16 protein-coding genes are annotated in these 20,951 nt (G+C 65.0%); 3 read left to right on the top strand and 13 right to left on the bottom strand.

Annotation, left to right across the window (positions count from 1 at the left end; all coding sequences use genetic code 11):
• Nucleotides 1–42: 42 nt before the first annotated feature.
• The gene (locus H3H51_RS02250; protein ID WP_183087386.1) at nt 43–1,962 is read left to right on the top strand and encodes a methyl-accepting chemotaxis protein; all 1,920 of its coding nucleotides are present in this window, start codon (nt 43–45) and stop codon (nt 1,960–1,962) included.
• Between the two features lie 60 nt (nt 1,963–2,022).
• Nucleotides 2,023–2,436, top strand: coding sequence for a UPF0158 family protein (locus tag H3H51_RS02255; RefSeq protein WP_183087387.1), 414 nt, complete (start codon nt 2,023–2,025; stop codon nt 2,434–2,436).
• Between the two features lie 93 nt (nt 2,437–2,529).
• On the opposite strand, the gene H3H51_RS02260 is transcribed toward H3H51_RS02255, so the two are convergent.
• The 5 genes from H3H51_RS02260 to pip all read right to left on the bottom strand — a co-directional run bounded on the left by H3H51_RS02260 (nt 2,530) and on the right by pip (nt 6,755).
• Nucleotides 2,530–3,264, bottom strand: a complete 735-nt coding sequence (locus H3H51_RS02260; protein ID WP_183087388.1) for an amino acid ABC transporter ATP-binding protein — start codon at nt 3,262–3,264, stop codon at nt 2,530–2,532.
• Entirely contained in the window at nt 3,257–4,219 is a 963-nt protein-coding gene (locus H3H51_RS02265) for an amino acid ABC transporter permease (RefSeq protein WP_183087389.1), read from the bottom strand. Before H3H51_RS02265 ends, H3H51_RS02260 begins: the two co-directional genes overlap by 8 nt.
• Before the next feature lie 205 nt (nt 4,220–4,424).
• Nucleotides 4,425–5,216 carry a transporter substrate-binding domain-containing protein gene (locus tag H3H51_RS02270; RefSeq protein WP_183087390.1) on the bottom strand — a complete coding sequence of 264 codons (792 nt, stop codon included), beginning with the start codon at nt 5,214–5,216 and terminating at the stop codon, nt 4,425–4,427.
• Between the two features lie 133 nt (nt 5,217–5,349).
• Nucleotides 5,350–5,787 (bottom strand): D-aminoacyl-tRNA deacylase, encoded by a 438-nt coding sequence (gene dtd, locus H3H51_RS02275; RefSeq protein WP_183087391.1) that lies wholly within the window; start codon nt 5,785–5,787, stop codon nt 5,350–5,352.
• Nucleotides 5,784–6,755 (bottom strand): prolyl aminopeptidase, encoded by a 972-nt coding sequence (gene pip / locus H3H51_RS02280; protein ID WP_183087392.1) that lies wholly within the window; start codon nt 6,753–6,755, stop codon nt 5,784–5,786. The genes dtd and pip overlap by 4 nt, the downstream gene beginning before the upstream one ends.
• A gap of 92 nt (nt 6,756–6,847) precedes the next feature.
• Here pip and H3H51_RS02285 point away from each other — a divergent pair, with 92 nt between their 5' ends.
• Nucleotides 6,848–7,279, top strand: coding sequence for a hypothetical protein (locus H3H51_RS02285; RefSeq protein ID WP_183087393.1), 432 nt, complete (start codon nt 6,848–6,850; stop codon nt 7,277–7,279).
• A 6-nt stretch (nt 7,280–7,285) separates the two neighbouring features.
• Here H3H51_RS02285 and H3H51_RS02290 read toward each other — a convergent pair whose 3' ends face one another.
• The 8 genes from H3H51_RS02290 to H3H51_RS02325 all read right to left on the bottom strand — a co-directional run bounded on the left by H3H51_RS02290 (nt 7,286) and on the right by H3H51_RS02325 (nt 20,848).
• The gene (locus tag H3H51_RS02290) at nt 7,286–7,858 is read right to left on the bottom strand and encodes a lipocalin family protein (RefSeq protein WP_407926454.1); all 573 of its coding nucleotides are present in this window, start codon (nt 7,856–7,858) and stop codon (nt 7,286–7,288) included.
• Nucleotides 7,855–8,109: an outer membrane protein assembly factor BamE domain-containing protein gene (gene bamE / locus H3H51_RS02295; RefSeq protein WP_183087394.1), complete on the bottom strand. Its 255-nt coding sequence runs from the start codon at nt 8,107–8,109 to the stop codon at nt 7,855–7,857. Before bamE ends, H3H51_RS02290 begins: the two co-directional genes overlap by 4 nt.
• A 251-nt stretch (nt 8,110–8,360) precedes the next feature.
• Nucleotides 8,361–9,371, bottom strand: coding sequence for a class 1 fructose-bisphosphatase (locus H3H51_RS02300; protein ID WP_183087395.1), 1,011 nt, complete (start codon nt 9,369–9,371; stop codon nt 8,361–8,363).
• A 170-nt stretch (nt 9,372–9,541) separates the two neighbouring features.
• On the bottom strand, nt 9,542–11,452 hold the full coding sequence (gene estP, locus H3H51_RS02305; protein WP_183087396.1) for an esterase EstP: 1,911 nt from the start codon (nt 11,450–11,452) through the stop codon (nt 9,542–9,544).
• Nucleotides 11,453–11,591: 139 nt separating this feature from the next.
• On the bottom strand, nt 11,592–12,953 hold the full coding sequence (locus tag H3H51_RS02310) for a DUF3999 domain-containing protein (RefSeq protein WP_183087397.1): 1,362 nt from the start codon (nt 12,951–12,953) through the stop codon (nt 11,592–11,594).
• Nucleotides 12,950–16,531 (bottom strand): DUF2339 domain-containing protein, encoded by a 3,582-nt coding sequence (locus H3H51_RS02315; RefSeq protein WP_183087398.1) that lies wholly within the window; start codon nt 16,529–16,531, stop codon nt 12,950–12,952. The genes H3H51_RS02310 and H3H51_RS02315 overlap by 4 nt, the downstream gene beginning before the upstream one ends.
• Before the next feature lie 486 nt (nt 16,532–17,017).
• The gene (locus tag H3H51_RS02320; RefSeq protein WP_183087399.1) at nt 17,018–18,796 is read right to left on the bottom strand and encodes an acyl-CoA dehydrogenase C-terminal domain-containing protein; all 1,779 of its coding nucleotides are present in this window, start codon (nt 18,794–18,796) and stop codon (nt 17,018–17,020) included.
• 255 nt (nt 18,797–19,051) lie between these two features.
• Nucleotides 19,052–20,848, bottom strand: a complete 1,797-nt coding sequence (locus H3H51_RS02325; RefSeq protein WP_183087400.1) for an acyl-CoA dehydrogenase C-terminal domain-containing protein — start codon at nt 20,846–20,848, stop codon at nt 19,052–19,054.
• Nucleotides 20,849–20,951 lie beyond the last annotated feature (103 nt).

Here is a 20,951-nt window from a genome sequence, read left to right on the forward strand (position 1 = left end):
CTTCCGCATTCCCTGCCTTTCAGTTCGGTTAGGAGCTCTTCCATGTTCAGCTGGCTCGGCAACCTCAGCGTCAAACTCAAGCTCACCCTCGGTTTCGGCCTGGTCCTGCTGCTCACCCTGCTGATCACCATGACCGGCTGGCACAGCCTGACCGCCACCATCGAGCGCGGTGACAAGCTCGGCGCCAGCGCACGCCTCAGCGACCTGACCAAGAGCCTGGACATCAGCCGCCTGCACTACCAGATGCAGCCTTCGCCCGCCACCGCCGAGCAGGTCAACAGCGACCTGCAAACCCTGATCGACGCCGGCAAGAGCCTCAAGAGCCTGCTCAGCGACCCGCAAGACCTCGAACTGATGGACGAGCAAGCCTCGGCCACCGACGACTACCGCGCCACCTTCGCCAAGCTCGGCCAGGCCTACCAGGGCCGCGAAGCCGCACGCAGCACGCTCACCAGCAGTGCCGACGCGGCCATCAAACTGCTGGTCAGCATCGAAGAGCGCATTCTCAGCGACATCATCCTCGACGACGTCAGCCGCCTGGAGCAGTTCCGCCAGCTCAGCGTGCTACGCCTGGGCGTGCAGCAGGCGCGCTTCCAGACGCTGGGTTACACCTACAGCAGCGAAGCCAGCCAGGGGCAGGCGGCCGTCAGCGCGGTCGACGAAGCACTCAAGGGCTTGCAGGAGCTGAGTGCGACCATCGGCAGCGAAGACACCGACCTGATCAAGGCCGACAAGGCCCTGCGCAGCTACCGTGATGCGATCGGCGCATTCCGCAGCGCCACCGACACCAGCACCGCGCAGATCGCCCAGCTGAGCCGTAACGGCGACCGCGTGCTGCAAGTCAGCAAGAAGCTCTTCGAGCGGCAGAGCGCCAAGCGCGTCAAGGACACCACCAGCGCCCGTACCCTGCTCGGTGGTGCCTCGGTACTGGCACTGCTGATCGGACTGAGTGCGGCCGTCATCATCACCCGGCAGATCCTCCTGCCGCTGCTGCAGGCCCTGAGCGGCGCCGAGCGCATCGCCTCCGGCGACCTCAGCCAGGACATTCGCGTCAATCGCGGCGACGAACTCGGCCAGCTGCAACAGAGCATGCAGCGCATGACCCTGAGCCTGCGCGAGCTGATTGGCCATATCCGCGATGGCGTGACGCAGATCGCCAGCGCCGCCGAGGAGCTTTCCGCCGTTACCGAGCAGACCAGCGCCGGGGTCAACAGCCAGAAGGTCGAGACCGACCAGGTGGCCACCGCGATGAACGAAATGACCGCCACCGTGCAGGAAGTCGCGCGCAACGCCGAGGAAGCCTCCGAGGCGGCCAGCGCCGCCGACCGCCAGGCCAAGGAAGGCGAGACCGCGGTTAACGAGGCCGTTAGCCAGATGGACAAGCTGGCCGGCGAAGTCGGCCGTTCCAGCGACGCCGTGACGCACCTCAAGCAGGAAAGCGAGAAGATCGGCAGCGTGCTCGACGTGATCAAATCGGTGGCCGAGCAGACCAACCTGCTGGCGCTCAACGCCGCCATCGAAGCCGCCCGTGCCGGTGATGCCGGGCGTGGCTTTGCCGTGGTCGCCGACGAGGTGCGCGGCCTGGCCCAGCGCACGCAGAAATCCACCGAGGAAATCGAAGCGCTGATCGCCGCCCTGCAGAACGGCACCCAACAGGCAGCCAGCCTGATGGACAACAGCCGCGAGCTGACCGAAAGCACCGTCGAACTGACCCGCCGCGCCGGCCGCCGCCTGGGCGCCATCGCCCAGTCCGTGTCGTCGATCCAGTCGATGAACCAGCAGATCGCCGCCGCCTCCGAGCAGCAAAGCGCCGTGGCCGAGGAGATCAATCGCAGCGTGATCAACGTGCGCGACATCTCCGAACAGACCTCGGCCGCCAGCGAGGAAACCGCCGCCTCCAGCGTCGAACTGGCGCGTCTGGGCAACGAACTGCAGATGCTGGTCAGCCGCTTCCGCGTCTAACACCGCGCACACTCAAGGGCGTAGGATCAGCCACTGATCCCACGCCCTTTTTTATTGCCCATGCGCCCACTGACCATCGACCTCGCCGAACTGGCCTTCGCCCTCAACAGCGAAGACCTCGACCATCATCTCGACCTGCTCAGCGGCAAGATCATCCTGCTGCTCGCCGAAGACGCCGATCCCGAGCTGGAGGCGCTGCTACGCGAGGAGCCGGAGCGCTTCGTCGCCATCGAGCCGTTGCCGGCGAGCGCCGGCCTGGGGCTGATGCAGGAATTCCTTCAGGAGGTTTCTCACCCGCAGGCCTATATCGCCCTGGAGCAGGCCCTGGCCGGACGCAAAGCGGTGCGCACCTTCAACCACATCCTGATGGGCTACCCGCCCCTGCTGCAGGCCTGGCAGGACTTCGAGGCGGCGCGCCTGCACGAGCTGGCGCTGGACTGGCTGGACGAGCACGAACTGCAGCCCGCCAGCTGAGCCGTAGGGCGGGTGCAACCCGCGGGTTTCACCCGCCCTACGCATGCCGGCACTGCCAGAAACGAAAACCGCCACAGCAGTGGCGGTTTGTCGTTACAGCACCTGGCGCAGGAAGGCCTGGGCCCTCGGGTCCTGCGGCTGGTCGAAGAACTGCGCAGGCGCGGCGTCCTCCAACAGCTTGCCGTGATCGAAGAACAGCACGCGGTCGGCCACTTCACGGGCGAAACCCATCTCGTGGGTCACGCAGATCATGGTCATGCCTTCCAGGGCCAGCTGCTTCATCACGTCCAGCACTTCACCGACCATTTCCGGGTCGAGGGCCGAGGTCGGCTCGTCGAACAGCATGACCTTGGGCTCCATGCACAGCGCCCGGGCAATCGCCACGCGCTGCTGCTGGCCGCCAGACAGGCGCGAAGGGAACTCGTTGGCCTTCTGCGCGATGCCGACCTTGGCCAGCAGCGCCTGGGCCTTCTCCTCGCGCTCAGCCTTGCTGCGCTTGCGCACCACCTTCTGCGCCAAACACAGGTTTTCCAGCACGGTCATGTGCGGGAACAGGTTGAAGTGCTGGAACACCATGCCGACTTCACGGCGGTAGGCGTTCACATCGGTCTTGGGGTTGGCGAGGTCGACACCGTCGATGCTCACCGAGCCCGAGTCGAGCTCTTCCAGGCCGTTGAGGCAGCGCAGGAAGGTCGACTTGCCGGAGCCGGACGGGCCGATCACCACCACCACTTCGCCACGCTCGACGCGGGTGGTGACATCGTCCACCGCACGCACTTCATGGCCACGGGCATCGAAGACTTTGATCAGGTTGCGGACTTCAATCACTTTTCCCGAGCCTCCGCTCCAGGCGACTGGCGATTTGCGACAGTGGCAGGTTGATGACCAGGTACAGCGCGGCGACGCAGAACCAGATTTCGAAGGTGGAGAACGAGGTGGTGATTGCCTCGCGGCCACTCTTGGTCAGTTCGGTGATGGCGATCACCGAGACCAGCGAGGTGTCCTTGACCAGGCTGATGAACTGCCCAGCCAGCGGCGGCAGCACGCGCTTGAACGCCTGCGGCAGGATCACGTGGCGCATCGACTGCGCGGCGCTCAGGCCCAGCGAGCGGGCCGCCTCATCCTGGCCGCGGGTGATCGACTGCACGCCCGCGCGGATGATTTCACCGACATAGGCGCCGGTGAACAGCGCCAGCGCCGCCACCCCGGCGAACTCGCGGGACAGGTTGAGTACGGTGCCGATGAAGAAGTAGAAGATGAAGATCTGCACCAGCAGCGGCGTGCCGCGTACCAGCTCGACGTACAGCGTGGAGAGGTCGCGCAGGGTCGGGTTCTTCGACAGCCGGCAGAGGCCGGTGGCCAGGCCGATCAGCAAACCGAAGGCGCCGGACAGCACGGAAATCCACAGGGTAGTCCACAAGCCCCAGAGCAACGGGCCGGCCGCCCAGTGGCGGGTCACGCCGATCACATCGCCTTCGGCGACATCGTCACCCTGGCTGAACTGCAGGCTGTCGCGGGCGACGCGCAGGATCTGCTCGGTGCCGGTTTCGTCGATCAGGGTCACGCGCGCGTCAGCGCCGTCGTCGGCAATCGCTTCGACCCGGCCATAGCCGCTGGCGTGCTGGGCAACTTCGGCATGGTAGACGAAGTACTGCGGCACGCGGTTCCAGCGCCACTCGTAGGAGATCAGCGAAGTGGAGCACCACAGGCAGCCGGCGATCACGACCAGGATCAAACCGGTCAGCAGATGCCAGGGCCAGAGGGCTTTCTTCTGTTTAGCCACGATGAGTTTCCAAAATGACAACGCGCAGGCCGGAGCCTGCGCGCTGGTTGAACCAAGGCCGAATCACGACTTTGCACCTTTGTAGGAGCCAGCTTGCTGGCGATCGGTCGTTATCGCAACAGCATCGCCAGCAAGCTGGCTCCTACAGGGTGTGCGGCACGATGCACTCAATAACACGAGAGCGACGCGCAGCTGATCGTGGGGCTTACTCCATGTCTTTCAGCCAGTTGGTGTTTTCAAACCACTTGGCATGGATGCGATCGTAGGTGCCGTCTTTCTGGATCTGCAGCAGCCAGTTGTTGATCCAGTTGATGCTGTCGTAGTCGCCCTTCTTCAGGCCGAAAGCCAGCGGCTCATAGGTGAACGGCTCAGGCAGGTAAACCAGTTTGCCGGCGCCGGCCTTGTTCACCGCGACCACGTTGTACGGAGCATCGTAGATGAAAGCATCGGCCTTGCCGTTGACCACGTCCATCACCGCTTCCTGCTCGTTGTCGAAGCCGTGGTACTGGGCTTGGGCAATCAGCTTCTTGGCGACCATCTCGCCGGTGGTGCCGATTTTCGAGGTGATGCGGTATTTGCTGGCGTTCAGGTCTTTGTAGGACTTGATCTCACCTTGCAGGTCCTTGCGGATCAGCAGGGTCTGGCCGACCACGATGAACGGCGAGGTGAAGTTGATGCGCAGGTTGCGTTCCTGGGTCAGGGTCATGCCGGAGCCGATCATGTCGAACTTGTCGGTCAGCAGGGCCGGGATGATGCCGTCGTAGGAGGTCGACACCAGTTCCAGCTTGACGCCCATGGCCTTGGCCATGGCTTTCAGCAGGTCGACTTCGAAGCCGATGATCTCGCCGCGCTTGTTGGTCATCTCGAACGGCATATAGGTCGGGTCCATGCCCACGCGCAGGGTGCCGCGCTTGACCGCATCGTCAACGGTGCCGGCGTGTGCCAGGCCGCTCAGGGCGCAGGCGGACAGCACGAGTGTGGCGAGAAACTTCTTCATTACGAATCCTCGTTGGGAAAATGGGGCGTCGGTCGCAGACCGCCGAACAAAATGTGCGGCGCATGCTAACCGGCATCAGCAAAGATGGCGAGTCGCGAGAAAGCAAGAGCCGCGCCAGCAGACGACCTGCAGGTCAGGACTCGAGAAGAAAGGTCACCGGGCCGTCGTTGACCAGGTGCACCTGCATGTCCGCGCCAAACCGCCCGGTCGCCACCTGCGGGTGCTGCTGGCGGGCCCGCTCGACCAGCTGTTCGAACAGCGCCGCGCCCAGGGCCGGCGGCGCGGCACTGGAGAAGCTCGGCCGCAGGCCACTCTTGGTGTCGGCGGCCAAGGTGAACTGCGAGACCAACAGCAAGCCGCCCTGCACATCCTTGAGCGACAGGTTCATCTTGCCGTTGGCATCGCTGAATACGCGGTAGTTGAGCAGTTTGTGCAGGCCCTTGGCGATGCTCGCGGCATCGTCCTGCGGTTCGATCCCGACCAGGGCCAGCAGGCCCTGATCGATGGCACCGACTATCTCGCCGGCGACCTCCACGCGTGCGCCACGCACGCGCTGGATCAGTGCCTTCATGCGTCTTCCAGGGGCAGGTCGAGCAGGCGCCGGGCAATCTGCTCGGCGGCACGCACCAGGGCATCGGCAATGCCGGTTTCGGCGGCGGCGTGGCCGGCGTCGCGGATGATCTGCAGCTCGCTGTTGGGCCAGGCCTGGTGCAGCGCCCAGGCGTTATCCAGCGGGCAGATCACGTCATAGCGGCCATGCACGATGACGCCCGGCAGGTGGGCAATCTTCGGCATGTCGCGCAGCAACTGGTCGTCATCGAGGAAGGCGTTGTTGACGAAGTAATGGCATTCGATGCGGGCAATCGACAGGGCGCGGTGCGGCTCGCTGAAACGGTCGACCACCTGCGGGTTGGGACGCAGGGTGGCGGTGCGCCCTTCCCAGGTAGACCAGGCCTTGGCGGCATGCATCTGGGCGATCTGGTCCGGCCCGGTGAGGCGCTTGTAGAAGGCCTGCACCAGGTCGCCACGCTCTTCGGCAGGAATCGGCGCCAGGTAGTCTTCCCAGTAGTCGGGAAACATGCGGCTGGCCCCTTCCTGGTAGAACCAGCGGATCTCCTGCGGCCGGCAGAGGAAGATGCCGCGCAGGATCAGCGCGTGCACGCGCTCCGGGTGCGCCTGGGCATAGGCCAGGGACAGGGTCGAACCCCAGGAGCCACCGAACAGCACCCACTTGTCGATGCCCAGGTGCTGGCGAATCAGCTCCATGTCGGCGACCAGCGCTTGAGTGTTGTTGTTCTCCAGGCTGGCATGCGGGGTGGAGCGGCCGCAGCCACGCTGGTCGAAGGTGATGATGCGATAGAGATTGGGGTCGAAGTAGCGACGACTGGCGCCATCGCAGCCGGCACCCGGGCCACCATGGACAAACACCACCGGCAAGCCATCCGGCGATCCGCTCTCGTCCACGTAGAGGACATGCGGCGCCTGCACCGCCAATTCATGGCGGGCGTAGGGCTTAATCTCCGGATACAAAGTCTGCATGCTGCACTCCCGCGTCTATGCGTAAGGTCTCAGGCAGTCACTGCCGAGCGTCTGCCGTGCCGGGCATCATAACCATGAAAGCGGAGTTGAGCATGCCAGCCAAACGAATTGCCCTGCCTTTTCTGCTGATCTGCGCCCTGCTCGGCGGTTGTACCCCGAGCGACCCACAGGCCGCGCTGGAAGCTGCCGTGCAGCAATTGCAGGACAACCTGCAGGCCAAGAACACCGGCGACGTGCTGGAGCAGTTGCACCCGCAATTCAGCGCCCAGCAGCAGTACGACCGCGAATGGGCGCGGCGCACCATGGCCCTGCTGTTCCTGCGCCACAAACAGGTCAAGGTGCTGGCCCTGGGCACGCGCAGCGAAATCGACCCGACCTACCGCAACAAGGGCCACACCCGCGCCGAGGTCGCCCTGACCGGCGCCGCAGGGCTGATTCCGGACAGCGCCAGCCACTACAGCGTGACGCTGGAGTGGTGGCTGGAGGATGACGAATGGAAACTGGCGCGACTGGACTGGGAGTGACGCGGGTTACGGCGTAATCGCCGACTCGGCCGTCCGCCAGATCAGCCCGGAGGTGTCATAGCCGCGTGCCCTGGCTTCGTCCAGCAACTGCGCCTGGGTCTGCGCCGAGACCTGTGGCGTGCGCGACAGCAGCCAGAGGTATTCGAGGTTGGGGTTGCCGACCAGGGCGGTCTGGTAGGACGCGTCTAGATAGAGCACCCAGTAATCGCCCTTGGTCAGGCCGGGGAACAGGTTGCTGAACCAGTTATCGAAACGCACCCAGAGCTTGTCCGTCTGCCCCTCGACCTGGGCCACCGCCTGGCCCTTGGCTTCCTGCCACTCACCCGCCTGGGTACGGCAGCGGTTGGTCACCGCGACGCTGCCGTCTTCCTGCAACTGGTACTGCGCCTCGGACTGCGCGCAGTTGCGCTGGAAGAACATCGGCAGACGCGCCAGCTCGTACCAGGTGCCCTGATAACGCTGCAGGTCGACGGCGCCGGCCGTGCGCGGCGGCTCCGCGCTGCTGGCCGAAACCGCGTAACCGCTCAGCCCCGCGAACAGCAGGCTGAGCGCAAGACCGCGCAGGGTGACCTGACTCACTTCAGGCCCTCGCCGGAAAACATCATCACCTTGTCAGCGGCGAACTGCACGCTGATGAAGGATTTCTGATCGCCCCAGGTGCAACTGGTCAGGCCAACGGCGCCCGAGCACTCGGTGGGGCTGCCGAGCAGGCTTTCCACTTCGGCCTTGGGCATGCCGGCCTTGAGCTTGGAATAGTTGTCCTGGTTGACCTTGCTGCAGGCAGCCAGCAGAACACAGAGGGCAACGACGGAAATAGTGCGCAGCGACATGAGGTAACTCCTAGGGAAATAAGGCATCAAGAGCTTGGCACAACCCCGGCTCTCCTGCGTTTTTTGGACGTCAGCGACCGAACCTGGTTCCCGTAGGAAACCTGGCGAGCTGAGAGCGAAATAGCGTAGATGAGGCGTTGCGGGAGAAACACCTGCCGCGGGCGATCAGCCGCCAACGGCGAGGTGCAACAGCCAGGCTGGCAGGCTCGGCAATCGCACCGAACCTGCACGGGCTTTCAGACCTGAAGAGCTCAGGCCTGGTGGTAGGACGTGGCGCGCTCGACTTCTTCTTTCGAGCCGAGGAACACCGCAACGCGCTGGTGCAAGGACTCGGGCTGGATGTCGAGGATGCGCTGGGTGCCGTTGGTGGCAGCGCCGCCGGCCTGTTCGATGAGCATCGACATCGGGTTGGCCTCGTACATCAGGCGCAGCTTGCCCGGCTTCTCGGGCTCACGGGAGTCACGCGGGTACATGAACAGGCCACCGCGGGTGAGGATGCGGTGTACGTCGGCCACCATCGAGGCGATCCAGCGCATGTTGTAGTTCTTGCCCAGCGGGCCTTCCTTGCCAGCCAGCAGCTCGCCAACGTAGCGCTGTACCGGGGCTTCCCAGTGACGCTGGTTGGACATGTTGATGGCGAACTCGGCGGTGGTTTCCGGCACCTTGATGTTGTCGTGGGTAAGTACGAAGCTGCCCATTTCGCGATCCAGGGTAAAGCCCATCACACCGTCGCCCAGGGTCAGCATCAGCATGGTCTGCGGACCGTAGATGGCATAACCAGCAGCGACTTGCTGGGTACCCGGTTGGAGGAAGGCCTCTTCGCCGAGCATGTCGTTCTGCGAGAAGGACTCGCTCGGGCAACGCAGCACGGAGAAGATGGTGCCGACCGAGACGTTGACGTCGATGTTGCTGGAACCGTCCAGTGGGTCGAACACCAGCAGGTAGGCACCTTTCGGGTACTTACCGGGAATCTGGTAGGCGTTGTCCATCTCTTCCGACGCCATGCCGGCCAGGTGGCCACCCCATTCGTTGGCTTCGAGCAGGATCTCGTTGGAGATCACGTCGAGTTTCTTCTGCACTTCACCCTGCACGTTCTCGGTGCCCATGCTGCCGAGCACGCCGCCGAGGGCGCCCTTGGACACGGCATGGCTGATTTCCTTGCACGCACGCGCGACTACTTCGATAAGGAAACGCAGATCGGCCGGGGTGTTGTGACTGCGGGTCTGTTCGATCAGATAGCGGCTGAGGGTGACGCGCGACATGGAGGGGCTCCGGAAGGAAGAAAAATCGCCGGCAGTTTAACCGTTCCCAGGCTCTGGCGTCTCATCCGAGCCCAGAAGCTGATGAGAGGACGTCATGGCGGGGAAAGTTCAGTACGCGCCACGCCCGGTGGACACGAATGCGGCCCCATTGCGGGGCCGCATGACAGTGCTTACAGATCCCAGGACAGGGACAGGTTCAGGCCCTGCTGGTCGGCATCCTCGACCTTGCGATAGCTATAGCTGGCACGCAGGGACAGGTCCGTCATCAGCTTGTGGCTGATGCCCAGGGTGGCGCGGGCGCTGTGGTCGTCCGGGGTATAGCCGTTGAGGGTGTATTCGAGGCTGGAGATGCTGTTGAGCGACATATCCACTTCCGTGGCGTCGTCCTCGTACTCACGCTCCACCGCTACTTCACCGAACAAGCGGGTCTGCTGGTTGAGGTCGACCAGCCCTTGCAGGCCGGCACCCAGGCGTTTGGAGGTGCTCTTCTGGTCGCCGAAGGTCAGCGCTGTAGCTTGCTGGCCATCTTCCGAGTAACCGTCGACTTCTACCCGTGCGTAATCGGCGCTGAGGAACGGGCTGAGGTGCCACTGGCTGCCCGGCTGGGCAATGTCGTAGCCGACACGACCGCTGAAGCCCCACATGTCGCCGTCGGTATCACCGCGCTCGGTACGGGTGGTGATGCCCAGATCCAGCTTGCGCTTGAGGTCGTCATAGTCGAGGTAACCAGCGCTGGCTGCCAGCTCGCCCCACCAGCGGTTCTGCTGATACTGGGCGAAGACAGTACCGATGTAGCTGTTCAGGTCATAGTCGGAGTCGGCTGCACCGGCTTCCAGGCTCTGCTCGTACAGGCCGGCGGCCAGGCCCACGCGCCAGGCCTCGTCGAGGCGATAGCTGCCACCCAGGTTGATGTTGTAGCCGTCGCCATCCGCATCGGCGGCGTAGACGTCATAGCTCTGGCGCTGACCGCCAACGGTGGTGAAGGCACGCCATTCACCCACTGCCTGCCAGGCTTCCCAGTCGGCCTGCCACTGCGAACGCAGCTGGTCCTGGTGGGCACGCAGGGTGCCCTGGGCCATTTCCGGCAGCAGGCTGAGCTCCCACGGTGCGGCCAGCAGCGAATAGGTGTAGTCGGCGAAGATCTGCTGCACCGCAGTGGTCGGGTGCACACTGTCGTTGAACATCAGCTTGGTTGGATCGGGCGTGGCGCTGTTGATGCCCCAGGTGGCGTTTTCGCTGCCGCAACCATCGAAGCAGGTCTTGATCAGGTCTTCGCCCAAGCTGGCATCGAAACCGAAGGCCGCCGCGTTCTGGTACACCTCGCTGAACATCAGCGGCGTGTTGAGCGGGATGATTTCGGCATCGATGGTGGCAAGCTCGCTGACCAGCGAAGCGTTCATGTCACGGCCAAAGCCACCAATCAGCTCCGCCGCTGCCGCGTTTCCGGAGAGCGCAGGCGTGGTGCCCACGTTCGGCAACAGCGACACCACGATGTACTTGGCGCCTGCTGACTGCAGGGCACGCACGCTATCGGCCAGGCGCACGCCGGCGGCCTGGGCACTCGGGGTGCTGAGAATCAGCCCCTGGAGGAAGTCGTTACCGCCGCCATTCACGTAGTACAGGGCATTGGGGTCGGCTTGAAAGTTGCGCTCGACCAGGTAGCCATCACGGGTACGGCCACCAATGGAAGAACCGTTGTCACCGATAATCGAGTTGAGAATCTGGTCGGTGCGGTAGCCACCCACGGCCCAGTTATTGCCGTCTTTCGAGCCATCGGCAGGATTGACCTCGGAGGTCGAGGCGCCGAGATCGGCCTCGCTGACACCGAGCATGCGACCCAGCATCATCGGCGCCGTGGAGCCGATGATCTCGCCACTGCCCGGCTGGTAGGTCGGGCCAACGCGGTTGGTGAAGCGCCGCGAAGCGCCCGCAGGGCCGTCCGCATCATTGAACTGCCCGGCATCGCTCAGGCTGTCGCCGAACACCACCAGGGTCGAATAGGGGGAACTGGCTGCTTGAGCCGGAAGAGCGACAGATGCCAGCAGGCAGGCTGCCGCGAGCGGGGTCAAAACACGCTTCATCGGGGAGGTCCTTGTGATTGTTATTGGACTTATTCACACCCGGGCGAATCTAGCGCGATTTGTAGGCCAGTTCACTTATTTATTGTTCGATCGGCTGCAAAAAGCGTAGATCGCCTGCGTTAGCCGCCTGATCGACGCATCAATCCCCCTGCGCCGCATTCGGCTTGCGCAGCAGGCTGAACGCCATGCCGCCCAGCAGCGCCACGCCGGCCAGCAGTACCGCCCACAGGCCGATGCGCTGCCAGTCGCTGCCCACCTGCGCAGCCACTTCATGCTCCAGCCGTTGCGGCAGCTCGGCAGGGACTGTCGCTACACCCAGCGTGGCCAGCCGCGCCGGCTCGTAACCGGGAATCAGCGTGCCCAGCGGCAAGGCTGCCGACTGCCCGGCCAGCTGCCCCAGCGCCAGTTGATAGGGCGCCGAACCCCGCGCCAGGAACACCACCTGCGTCGCCCGCATGGCCACCTGCAGTTGCGGTTGCTGGGTGCCCAGGCCTCCGCCGCGCGGGTCGACCTGCAGGCGCAGTTGCTGGATCGGATAGCCCGACAGCTCGATCTCATCGTGTAGCACGTCCTTGCCGTCCTGCGGCAGGCGATAGAGCAGTCCGCGACCCAGCGGCTGCCACTGCGGACTGCCCTGCAGGCGCGCGGAGAGGCTGACCGGTGCCAGCGTGTTGGCCTGCGGCAAGGCGACCTTGATCCGCTCCAGCGGCAGGCTCAGCGGCAGTTCCCAGCTGAACTCACCCGGCTTGCCGGGCTGCCCGGTCAGCGCCTGGGACCACACCAGCGGCGGCACCGCCGCCGAGCGCTCGATGCTCACCGCGTGTGCCGACACCAGGGCCGGTGCCTGCTGCGGCGCCAGCCACAGCAGGCGCAGGTAGCGGGCCTTGGTGCCTGGCAGCTCGACCTCACGCTGGTCGATGCGTTCGTTGGCAAAACTCAGGCGCGCGATCTGCCCTTCGCCCCAGTTGCTCCAGTGCTGCAGGTCGTCGCTGGCCTCGATGCTGAAACGCTGGAAGCCCTCTGCTTCGCTGCTCCAATCCAGGCGCAGGCGGTGCAATGGCTGGTCGAACGTGCTGACGTCCAGCAACCAGCCACGGCGCACCTGTTCAGCGGCGCCCTGGACCTCCGGAGTCACCTCCACCAGGGTGCCCGTGGTGCTGCGTTGCACGCGAATGGCCGGGGCTGCCTGGTCTGCCGCCCCCAACAGAGGAAACCACTTGAGCGCCGCCTCCTGGCGTTTCTCGGTCGGTAGCGCGCTGGCGGGTGTCAGGGCATAGGCCAGGGCCTCGCCCTCGGCATTGAACACGCGCAGGTCACGCAGATCGGCATGTCGCGCCGCCAGCTGCAGCGCCATCGGCACTTCCAGGCGATACCAGGGGCCCGTACCACTCAGCTGCAGCGGCACCTGTTCGCTGTAGTCCGCCGCCTGCTCGGCCAGCGCCCAAGGCGCGCCAAGCAATGCGCTCAACAACAGGCAATAACACCACGATGACTTGTTCATGCACTCACCTGCTCGGCGTCGCTTTTGCGCGGTGGCAAGGGGGCGAAGTAGCCCACCACCAGCAACAGCACGCCCACCCCGATAAAAGAAATGATCCGCTCCAGGCCGCCACGGTTGCCCAGTTCGACAAAGAACAGCTTGGCCACCACCACGCCGATCAGCGCTGCCCCGACCAGCCACAACTCGCGCCGCCCGCGCAGGTGGCCGACGATCATCAGCGGCAGGGCAATCAGCGTCCAGACGATCGACAGGCCGGCCTGCACCAGCATCGAGTCGAGCAGCAGATCCAGCTGATAAGGCACCCCGCCCCAGTGATGGGCGGCGCGGAACACCGCTGCGGTGAACAGGGCAAACAGCGAGATCCCCGCCACCAACTGCGCCACCCGCTCCACCAGCACCCTGGTCAAGCCCAGTTGCGGCAAGCCGCTGCGCAGCCAGCTGTATACGGCCAACAGCACCAGCAGCAGGCCCAACTCCAGCGGGTTGATCAGTGGCAGGTACGGCAGCGGCTCGGCATTGCCGTCGCTGGCGATATTGGCCAGCCAGAACCAGGCGAGCATCAGTGCTGCCAGCGGCGCGGCAGCCAGCACGCGGTACTCGCGCGGGTAGGCCGCCACCGGCCAGGGCCACTGGCGCGGTGCCGCCATCAGCAGCAGGAAGGCGCTCGGCAGCAGCGCCCAGCCCAGCCAGCGCCAGGCGTTGTACTGCTCGGCCAGAAGCATCAGCAGGTAGCGCAGCTCCAGCGCCAGCACGCCGAGAATCAACCAGCAGCCGAGCACATGGGCCGCGCTCAACGCGCCCTTGGGCAACAGCGCGGCCAGTCGACGCAAGGCGAACAGGTGCACGGCAAACACCAGGCCCCAGCCCAGCCAACCGAAATTGGCCGCCGGGTGATAATTGAACTCGGCCAGGTGCAGCAGGATGGCCGCCGCCAGAGGCACCAGCAGGCAGCACAGCAGGGCCAGGGCACGCCAGCGCAGCCGCGCCGCCAGCACACTCCAGAGCGCCACACTGAGCGCCGCGGCACTCAACAGCAGAGCGCCCTGCAACTCAGGCGCAGCAAAGCGCAGCACCTCGTCAGCCCAGGCCAACGCCCACCAGGCCGCGCCCCACACCAGCAGCACCTGCGACAAGCGTTGCAGGCTCAGGCTGCCCAGCGCACCCGCCTGCTGGCGCAGCAGCACATGGCGCAGACGCCAGGCGCCGATCTGCGCGGCGATGGCCAGCACCAGCGGCGTCCAGAAGCCGGCATGGGCCAGCGGGCGCAGACCCTCGCTGGGCAACTCACCCAGCAGCAAGGGACTGCCGGCGAGGAAGGCAATGCCGCCGACTACCTGTGCCAGCAGGCCGAAGAAGAAACTGGCGCGCAGCTGCAACCGCAGGCTCAGCCAGATGATCAGCAGACCGCTACCCGCCCACACCGCACTGGCGCTCTGCCAGGACAAGACGAACAGCGCCGCCAGGTTGATGAACAACAGCCCCACCAGCAGCACCAGGGACAACCCGCGCATCAGTCGACGATCCTGGCTGACCAGCTTGTCGCGGGCGGCGATCAGCATCCCGGCCACCAGTGCCAGACCGATCAGCGAGCAGACCAGCAAGCCGCGCCAGCCCGAATCGAGCACGCCCGCGCCACCTGCATCGGCACCGCGCAGTCGCGCGAGGAACAGCACGCCGCCGAGTAGCTGGATGGCAAAGGCGCTGAACAGGAAAGTGCGCGACTGCAGGCGCAGGCCGGCAAACAGGGTCGCCAGACCGGCCAGCGCCCAGGCGATGGCGGTGCCTTCGGCGCCCAGGCACAGCGGCGCGATCAGATAGAGAAAGCCCAGCCCTGCCGCCGCCAACAGCGGCAGGCCACGACGCTCCCAGGCCCGGGTAACGTCATCCGGCGCCTGGCGCAGTTGCCAGAAACTGAACAGCAGCGCCATGCCGAGCATCAACGCCCCCAGTGGCGCGCCATCGAGCACCGTGGCACTGGGGATGCTGAAGTCGAGCTCGCCGAGGAAGGCCAGCGCGGCGCCGAACTGCAGGAGCAAGGCAAACGCCCGCGCCAACGGCCGTCCCTGACGCAGGCCGAGCCAGTACAGACCGGCGCCCTCCACCGCCCACGCGGCGGACGTCCAGCGCGCATCCAGGCCCAACGGGATGGCCAGGGTGCCGAACACCACACCCAGCGCCAGGCAGGTTTCCACCAGCAGCAGCGCTCGCCCCGGCGCCCGGCCATTGAGCAGGCGCGCCAGCAGCATGTAGAACAGCCCCAGCGCCAGGGCGCTGAACGCCGCCGCGAACTCGAGGTGTTGCACCAGCGCGTACTGCAGGCCAAAGCCAACCAGCGGCGGGCCGAACAGCACGGTGCCGTCGACGTAGTCCGCCTTGCTCGCCGACCAGCGCAGCAGTTGCTCGCGCCCGGCCGGCGCATCGTCCGCCTCCCGCAATTTGCGCCGGGCGAACAGCAGGCCGATGGCCACGTACATCAGGAAGAACACCAGCAGGAACGGCTCGGTGCTGGCCAGCAGTTCCGGCTGATAGGAGCGCAGGCCCCAGGCGAAACCGATACCGAAGGTGCCGACGAAACCAACCAGGTTGAGCAGGCGCCAGGCCTTGAACCAGGCGATGGCGAGGATGCCGCTGTTGAGCAGGATGAAGTAGGAGAACAGCGCCACATGGTTGCCGCTGCCGGTCGAAGTAAGGATCGGCGCGGCGAAACCGCCCAGCGCCGCTGCCACCGCCAGGCCCAGGGCGTTCTGCGCCACCGCAAGGATCGCCGAGAAGGCCGTCACCAGCACCAGCAGGGCCAGCGCCATCTGCGGGTCGAGCAGCGGATGCAGGCGCATGGCGGCGAACGTGGTCAGGTAGATCACCGCAATCCCGGTGCCCTGCAGCATCAGCCCGTAGTTCTCGTTGCGCTTGCGCAGCCACCAGCCCAGGCCAAGCAGGACGATGGCGCTGGCCGCAACGCCGGCGTAGCGCAGGGCAACCGGCACCACCATGCCTTCGGTGGCGTAGCGCAGCAGGAAGGCCAGGCCAAGGAACAGCAACACCACGCCGACGCGCAGCACCGTATTGCCGCCCAGCAGCAAGGCCTGGGCGATGTCGATGGCCGACGGTTCGCGCGGTACAACCACACGCGGCGGTGCAGGACGGACCGGCTCAGACCACGACGACTCGGGCTTCGCGACCGCTGCAGGCTCGGTGGCCGCGGGTGTGGGCGGCAGCTCCCAGACCAGCTCCGCATCCGCTGCGGGGGCGGCTGCAAGCGGCAGCTCGGCTGGAGCCTCGAGGGTCTGTACCAAGGCCGGTTCCGGCTCGGCCGGCTCCTCTACGTGAGCTGGCGTCGACACCGGCCCACCCTGCTCCACCTTGAGCAGGCGCTCGTGCATGGCCGTGGTACCGCGCTCGAAACGCTCGGCAAAGCCCTTCAGCTCGCCGCGCAAGGTCGCATTCTCCGCGCCCAGGCTATGCAGGCGCAGCGCCTGGCCCAGCCCCAACCCGATCAGACCACCGAGCAAGGCACTGGTGACCGATTCACCGGCCAGTGCACCGAGCACCAGACCGACCAGCATGAAAATCCATTGCATGCATTTCTTCCCTAGCCATTGAGGCGAAATCCCTTCCGCATCGCAGCCCTGGCTGCCCGTGCGACCGGGGATGGCCGAGTATATCGGCGCGCTCACCTGACCATACAGAGACGATTGCCAACTGGGCCACAGGCACATGTACCGGCTGGCTAACCTAGGGTGGATCACGCTTCACCGATCCGCCGAGCGAGGCCACTGGTGGATGAGCAGAGCGTCATCCACCCTACATCTGCTGCCCCCCACGCATTGGCAACGCGGGTTTCACCCGCCCTACAGATGGTTCTGCGTACGGAAAATCACAGGCATAAAAAAGCCCCGCAAAAGCGGGGCTTTCGTCTCGACGCCGAATCGGATCGAGGATCTCGCGAGCTAGAGCCAGGCTAGGCGAGGTCGGGTGAAGAAGCACAGTTCACATCAAGTGAATGAGCATTCTGAACCCGACCTCAACGACGCCTGGCCGACGCGCAGCAGATCGTCGGCCGATTCTCAGAACTGAGCGGCATCCAGCAGGAACAACGACTCGCTACCCGCCTTGACCGAAGCGGTCAGCGAGTGGATACGCGGCAACAGGCGGGCAAAGTAGAAGCGCGCGGTACCCAGCTTGCTCACGTAGAAGTCGTCCTGATCCTGTTTGGCCAGTGCGGTACGCGCCATCAGGGCCCACATGTAGGCGTAGGCGGTGTAGCCGAATACCTGCAGGTACTCGACCGAGGCGGCGCCGACTTCGTTCGGGTTGGCCTTGGCGCGTTCCAGCAGGTCGGCGGTCATCAGCTCCAGGTTGGCGATGGCGCCTTTCAGCGGCTCGATGAACTCGGCCAGCGACGCATCGGCGCTGTCGGTGAAGGCTTTAACCTCCTCGGCGAAGTGCTTGTAGAACGCACCGCCACTACCCACCACTTTGCGCCCGACCAGGTCGAGGGCCTGGATGCCGTTGGTGCCTTCGTAGATCTGGGTGATGCGGCAGTCGCGGATCAGCTGCTCCTGGCCCCACTCACGGACGAAGCCGTGGCCGCCGAAGATCTGCTGGCCATGCACGGTGGTTTCCAGCGCCATGTCGGTGAGGAAGGCCTTGGCTACCGGAGTCAGCAGGGCAACCAGCTCTTCCGCACGCTTGCGAGTGGCGGCGTCTTCGCTGTACTTGGCGGTGTCGAGCTGCATGGCGACGTAGCTGGAGAAGGCACGACCGCCTTCGTTCAGCGCCTTCATGGTCAGCAGCATGCGACGCACGTCCGGATGCACGATGATCGGGTCGGCAGCCTTGTCCTTGTTCACCGGGCCGGTCGGCGCGCGGCTCTGGATGCGGTCACGGGCGTATTCCACCGCGTTCTGATAGCTGCGTTCGCCCAGGGACAGGCCCTGGATGCCCACGCCCAGACGCTCGTAGTTCATCATGGTGAACATCGCGGCCAGACCTTTGTTCGGCGCATCAACGATCCAGCCGGTGGCGCCGTCGAAGTTCATCACGCAGGTGGCCGAGGCCTTGATGCCCATCTTGTGCTCGATCGAACCGCAACCCAGGCTGTTCTTCTCACCCAGCGAGCCGTCGGCATTGACCATGAACTTCGGCACCAGGAACAGCGAGATGCCTTTCGGGCCAGCCGGCGCGTCGGGCAGCTTGGCCAGCACCAGGTGGATGATGTTCTCGGTCAGGTCGTGCTCACCACCGGTGATGAAGATCTTGGTGCCGGAAATCTTGTAGCTGCCGTCAGCCTGCGGCTCCGCCTTGGTGCGGATGATGCCCAGGTCGGTACCGGCATGCGGCTCGGTCAGGCACATGGAGCCCGCCCAGCTGCCGCCGTACATGTTCGGCAGGTATTTCTCTTTCAGCTCTTCGCTGGCGTGGGCGTTGATCGACAGGCAGGCGCCGGCGGTCAGCATCGGGTACAGGCCGAACGACAGGTTGGCCGAGTTGACCATTTCTTCGACCTGGGCCGAGATCACCTTGGGCATGCCCATGCCGCCGAACACCGGGTCACCACCCACGCCAACCCAGCCGCCGTCGGCGTAGGTCTGGTAGGCCTCGGGGAAGCCGGCCGGGGTTTTCACCGCGCCGTCGGTCCAGGAGCAGCCTTCTTCGTCGCCGCTGCGGTTCAGCGGGGCGATGGTGCCGGCAGTGACTTTGCCCGCCTCTTCGAGGATGGCGGCGGCGGTCTCTTCATCGACCACTTCGGCCAGGCCCGGCAGCTGTGCCCACAGCTTGGACACTTCAAATACTTCATTGAGCACGAAGCGCATATCGCGCAGGGGAGCTTTGTAGTCAGCCATGGGCAAATCCTCGAACGATCCAACAAATATGCCGATCATTGAAAACCATGGGGTTCGGCCGAAGGCTCTGAATCAGCCTTGCCCAGCCTTTTCCCGGTGTATTTCTCAACGATCTGGGGTGGTCGGCCGAGTTTACTCGAACAACTTTTCAGACACATAGGGTCGTGTCGTGACCAAAAAGTCACCAACCACTCACGAAGCGCCCAAACGAAAAAACCCGCCATTTGGCGGGCTCTTACGTCACTCAACCGCTGGTCAGAGAGCGAAATGCTCCGCCGGCAGGCTCATCAGGTTCTCGCTGCCGGCCTCGACTCCGGCCAGGTGACTGGCGGTACGTGGCAGCAGGCGCTTGAAGTAGAACTCGCAGGTCGCCAGCTTGGCCTGGTAGAAAGCCGCCTCGCCGTTTCCGGCCGCCAGCTTGGCATCGGCCACCAGGGCCATGCGCAGCCAGAAGTAGGCCAGGACCACGTAGCCGGAATACATCAGGTAGTCCATCGACGCGGCGCCGACTTCGTCCGGGTTCTTCATCGCGGCCATGCCGACCTTCTGGGTCAGCTCGCCCCACTGCTTGTTCAGCGTCGCCAGCTGCGCCACATGCCCCTTGAGCTGCGGATGCTCGGCCTGGGCCTCGCAGAACTTGTGGACGATCTTGGTGAAGCCGCGCAGCAGTTTGCCCTGGCTGCCGAGCACCTTGCGCCCGAGCAGGTCGAGGGCCTGGATGCCGTTGGTGCCTTCATAGATAGGCGCGATGCGACAATCCCGAACAAGCTGCTCCATGCCCCACTCGCGGATGAAACCGTGGCCGCCGAACACCTGCATGCCGTGGTTGGTCACCTCCAGGCCGGTCTCGGTCATGAAGGCCTTGCAGATCGGCGTGAGGAAGGCCAGCAGGCTTTCCGCTTCCTCGCGAGCCTCGACGCTGTCGGCACGATGGGCCTGGTCGAGCAGTTGCGCGGTGAAATAAGCCAGCGCGCGATTGCCTTCGTTGAAGGCCTTCATGGTCAGCAGCATGCGTCGCACGTCGGGGTGGACGATGATCGGGTCGGCGGATTTGTCCGGCGCCTTGGGCCCGGTCAGCGCGCGCATCTGCAGGCGCTCGGTGGCGTACTTGATGGCGCCCTGGAAGCTGGTTTCACCCAGACACAGGCCCTGCATGCCGGTACCCAGGCGCGCGTGGTTCATCATGGTGAACATGCAGTTGAGGCCCTTGTTGGCCTCGCCGATCAGGTAGCCGGTGGCGCTGTCGAAGTTCATCACGCAGGTGGCCGATGCCTTGATGCCCATCTTGTGCTCGATCGAGCCGCAGGAAACGGCGTTGCGTGAACCGACGCTGCCGTCTGCGTTGACATTGAACTTCGGCACGATGAACAGCGAGATGCCCTTGGTCCCGGCCGGCGCGTCGGGCAGCTTGGCCAGCACCAGGTGAACGATGTTCTCGCTCATGTCGTGCTCGCCGGCGGAGATGAATATCTTGCTGCCGCTGACCGCGTAGCTGCCGTCGGCCTGTGGCACGGCGCGGGTCTTGATCAGGCCCAGGTCGGTGCCGCAGTGGGCCTCGGTCAGGCACATGGTGCCGGTCCAGCGGCCCTCGGTGAGCTTGCTCAGGTAGGTCTGCTTCTGCGCTTCGCTACCGTGAGCGTGGATCGCCGACATGGCGCCGTGGGTCAGGCCCGGGTACATGCCCCAGGAGGTGTTGCTGGCACCGACCATCTCGCTGATCAGCAAGCCGAGGGAATGCGGCAGGCCCTGGCCGCCGTAGGCCGGGTCGGCCGCCAGGCCGTTCCAGCCGCCCTCGACGTACTGGGCGAAGGCCTCCTTGAAGCCTTTCGGGGTGGTCACCACACCGTTGTCGAACTGGCATTCCTCTTCGTCGCCACTGCGGTTCAGCGGGGCGATGACCTGCTCACAGAAGCGCGCGCCCTCTTCGAGGATGGCGTTGACCATGTCCGGGGTGGCATCGGTGGCGCCCATCGCGGCGTAGCCGGCATGAAAGTCGAAGACGTCATCGATCAGAAAGCGCATATCGCGCAGGGGCGCTTTGTACTCGGGCATGCTGGCTTCTCCGTCAGCTAGGGGCGTGGATTAGCCCCCTACGCTACGACCGGTACCGCCCGCCAACAATCATCCTGCGCCTGCTGAATACAGCGCCATTACC

This window comes from Aquipseudomonas ullengensis (genome assembly GCF_014174475.1).
GTDB classification, from domain to species: domain Bacteria; phylum Pseudomonadota; class Gammaproteobacteria; order Pseudomonadales; family Pseudomonadaceae; genus Aquipseudomonas; species Aquipseudomonas ullengensis.

Excerpts from the sequence above, each read along its gene's own strand:
- H3H51_RS02250 (WP_183087386.1), top strand. The coding sequence starts at position 43 with ATGTTCAGCTGGCTCGGCAACCTCAGCGTCAAACTCAAGCTCACCCTC.
- H3H51_RS02255 (WP_183087387.1), top strand. The coding sequence starts at position 2,023 with ATGCGCCCACTGACCATCGACCTCGCCGAACTGGCCTTCGCCCTCAAC.
- H3H51_RS02270 (WP_183087390.1), bottom strand. The coding sequence starts at position 5,216 with ATGAAGAAGTTTCTCGCCACACTCGTGCTGTCCGCCTGCGCCCTGAGC.
- dtd (WP_183087391.1), bottom strand. The coding sequence starts at position 5,787 with ATGAAGGCACTGATCCAGCGCGTGCGTGGCGCACGCGTGGAGGTCGCC.
- pip (WP_183087392.1), bottom strand. The coding sequence starts at position 6,755 with ATGCAGACTTTGTATCCGGAGATTAAGCCCTACGCCCGCCATGAATTG.
- H3H51_RS02285 (WP_183087393.1), top strand. The coding sequence starts at position 6,848 with ATGCCAGCCAAACGAATTGCCCTGCCTTTTCTGCTGATCTGCGCCCTG.
- bamE (WP_183087394.1), bottom strand. The coding sequence starts at position 8,109 with ATGTCGCTGCGCACTATTTCCGTCGTTGCCCTCTGTGTTCTGCTGGCT.
- H3H51_RS02300 (WP_183087395.1), bottom strand. The coding sequence starts at position 9,371 with ATGTCGCGCGTCACCCTCAGCCGCTATCTGATCGAACAGACCCGCAGT.
- estP (WP_183087396.1), bottom strand. The coding sequence starts at position 11,452 with ATGAAGCGTGTTTTGACCCCGCTCGCGGCAGCCTGCCTGCTGGCATCT.
- H3H51_RS02310 (WP_183087397.1), bottom strand. The coding sequence starts at position 12,953 with ATGAACAAGTCATCGTGGTGTTATTGCCTGTTGTTGAGCGCATTGCTT.
- H3H51_RS02315 (WP_183087398.1), bottom strand. The coding sequence starts at position 16,531 with ATGCAATGGATTTTCATGCTGGTCGGTCTGGTGCTCGGTGCACTGGCC.
- H3H51_RS02320 (WP_183087399.1), bottom strand. The coding sequence starts at position 18,796 with ATGGCTGACTACAAAGCTCCCCTGCGCGATATGCGCTTCGTGCTCAAT.
- H3H51_RS02325 (WP_183087400.1), bottom strand. The coding sequence starts at position 20,848 with ATGCCCGAGTACAAAGCGCCCCTGCGCGATATGCGCTTTCTGATCGAT.